4 protein-coding genes are annotated in these 2,857 nt (G+C 32.5%); 2 read left to right on the top strand and 2 right to left on the bottom strand.

Annotated elements, in window-relative coordinates:
- Positions 1-744, top strand: a 744-nt coding sequence (locus NF27_RS12430) for a hypothetical protein (RefSeq protein ID WP_161791809.1), incomplete at its 5' end; no start/stop codon positions are given.
- 106 nt (positions 745-850) lie between these two features.
- Here NF27_RS12430 and NF27_RS13150 read toward each other — a convergent pair.
- Together NF27_RS13150 and NF27_RS11790 are read right to left on the bottom strand one after the other, a co-directional pair.
- Positions 851-1,273, bottom strand: coding sequence for a DDE-type integrase/transposase/recombinase (locus NF27_RS13150; RefSeq protein ID WP_084212812.1), 423 nt, complete (start codon positions 1,271-1,273; stop codon positions 851-853).
- A 12-nt stretch (positions 1,274-1,285) separates the two neighbouring features.
- Entirely contained in the window at positions 1,286-1,546 is a 261-nt protein-coding gene (locus NF27_RS11790) for an IS6 family transposase (RefSeq protein WP_053332608.1), read from the bottom strand.
- 549 nt (positions 1,547-2,095) lie between these two features.
- Between NF27_RS11790 and NF27_RS05225 the strand changes: the two genes are divergently transcribed.
- A complete protein-coding gene (locus NF27_RS05225) occupies positions 2,096-2,848 on the top strand; it encodes a hypothetical protein (protein WP_039456649.1) in 753 nt (250 codons plus the stop codon).
- Positions 2,849-2,857: the final 9 nt, after the last annotated feature.

Genomic DNA, 2,857 nt, shown 5'->3' with positions numbered 1-2,857 from the left:
TGGTTGATAAGCCAAGGAGCATGTAAAGACAAGGCTGTAAAAGGAGCTGCTCAATATGGGCATAAAGAGCTGGTGGAATGGTTGCTAAATCTAGGAGCGGATAAAGATAAAGCTGTAATAAAAGCTATAGTTGGTCACCAATACAGATTGGCAATAGATATAATAAACAACCATCGAGTACATCCTCCAGTAATAGATGATGATATAGATGATTATATTTATACCCAATTAAATGCATGTTTTAATATAAGATATAATGCTTATTCATTTATATCCGGTATTAATAATTCTGATCTTCAACAAAATTATATTACATTTATTTCTGATATTATAGATGTCTCCAAATTTTCTAGATATTTTGGGAATTTTGAAACAACTATGGAATTAAAAAACCTATCTATCCAAGATGCATATGTTTATTATGTTGAAAAAAGATTTATCAAAAGCAAATTATCAACACCGCTGGGTGATTATGTAGCATCATTCTATAACTCTTATAAATCAGCTGGGCTTATGGTAATGGGAGAAACCAAAGAGATAATAATACCTAATGAAATCTTAAATAAAATTGCTTACTTCTATCTTGAGCATCCCAAGCTTAAACATAATGATACAACAAATGCTCAAGTATATCCTCACTTTTCAGAGCGCGTGGTAGATAAAGTTGTAAGTTTATGGGTAAATAGAATAAGAGAAATTCGTTCTTCAGGAAATATGCTAAGCTCCGATTCTATAGGAAAGTAGGAAAGCTGCTTAATACCTTTTATTGGAAGAAATTTAGTATCCCGGCACCATCAACTTAAGTTATATAGGCAGATATTATGCTATTGGGTAAAGAACTTATTATGTATTAAGCATGGCAGTATTGAGAGGCAGCATCATTATATAATGTAAAAGCTGCTTTCATTTTTTGCCTGTAATTTTCTGCTTTAAACTTATACCTACCTACTTTGAATAAGTTTAATAATTGACCACATGATGATAAAAATAGCTGTGTAGCTCCTGGGTCCTTAAATTTCCTCATCAGTCTCTCTTTTTGCCTAGTGGGTTGATGCGAGTTTTCTATTATATTGTTTAATCGCTTATGTTTCCTATGTTCAGTAGATTTAAGTATAAACTGCTTAGTAGAACCATAGCTCCTTAACTTATCAGTTATTATGACCCTCGGGACAAAACCACATCTCTTCAGTAGCCTCTTAAAAAACCTCTTAACTGCTTTGGTATTCCTTCTCTTTTGCAGGAAAATATCTAACTCTTCTCCATTACTATCTATTGTTCGATATAATCAATAAACTTCTCCTCCTATGACTACTCTCATCTCATCTAAATGCCACTTGCCTTGGGCAGTATATTGCCTTCTCCTGCGTATATTATTTGTTATTATTGGCCCAAACTTCTTATTCCATTCCCTGATGCTTTCATGGCTTACTTCTATGCTCCTGTATAACAATATTTCAGATATATCTCTCAGGCTTAAACAATACCTATGATATGGCATAACCACATATCTTATTATTTCAGAAGGATACTTATGCCTCTTATACATTAGAAAACTCAAACTATTTCACCACTCTTTTAATAATATATTCCTTGCATATTTTTAAGTTGACGGTACCGTTTGAACTGATGAGCTAAGGGGAAAAGCTTATTGAGTATACGACCAACCACAGTATTAGTACACTTGAAGAAGAGCAGATAGAGCAAGAAGTTATAACAGGAAAAAGAAAGAAAGTTCAATTATCCTGTAAAGAGGAGGACATTCTCGGTAAAATTAGAGATGAAGATGAGGATGAAGAGCATAAGAAAGACCATAGACAAGATAAGCGAAGCAAATTGGAGCAAAAACACTTGAGTCAAGGCAACCAAAACAGCAAGAACAAAAAGAAGAAGCGTCCGGTCAGGTTAATTCTTTTGGTACGGATAATACCAAAACTAAAAAATCTTTTTGTAGTAAAGTTGCCAACTCGCTCACTAAGGGAGTTGCAAGGTAATAAGCATAAATAATAAATTATTATTTATTTTTAAAAGTTTTTTATGTAAATATAGTTTATAAAGAGTCATATATATTTATAATTAAATATTCAGGAATAGTAAAATGAAAGAAGTACAATCCGGAACAATAGGTATAGCAAAAGCTGGTGAAGGAACATACTTTTTGTTTACCCAACACCTTGTGCAGGATACGGCATTAACAATCCACGATCCAATAAAAAAAATTACGGCATTAGTACGTAGTATAGATATAAAACAATTACACGATATAATCTCTACTTCATTTCCGGACTACGCAGAGAGACAAAGTAAAGCTGATCGATTAAGAGTAGGGTTTCTTGGAGGCGACTCTTCTGAAAAATCAAAAAAACATATTAAAATATATATGAATTTTATTAAAGAAATAAGTCAAAATAAAGAACTAATAATTTTTTCAGGCGCTAAAATTAATTCTAAGTGGAATTATTCAGGTTTTTTTCTCGATGTTGAGACAGGCGAGGTGAGCAAGATGTTGGAAAAAGAAATTAAAAATGAAGAACAGCAGCAAAATAATATACCGCTTCATTTAGAAAAAAAAGATGAAGGTCCCCAAGAGAAGAAAAGACAAGATATAATATCTTTATCAAATAAAGAGGCAAGCCAGGCAGCTGACGGCAACAAAAGATTTACTTTGAATCAGTGGTTAAAAAAGAGAGAGTCACCTTATCCTGAGGAAACTGTCTTATCACGTATAATGCCAAAACTTAAATCAAAAAGACTAAAGTTAAATACTGAAGATGAAGAAAAACTAACAAAAAACGGCTTTGTTGATCAAATCAAAGTTAAAGTATATTTTCCCTTTACCCATGTGAGTTAAGTGAGTTTT

Origin of the sequence: Candidatus Jidaibacter acanthamoeba, from assembly GCF_000815465.1 — a bacterium.
GTDB lineage: Bacteria > Pseudomonadota > Alphaproteobacteria > Rickettsiales > Midichloriaceae > Jidaibacter > Jidaibacter acanthamoebae.
This window is presented reverse-complemented; position numbering and strand designations above follow the sequence as displayed.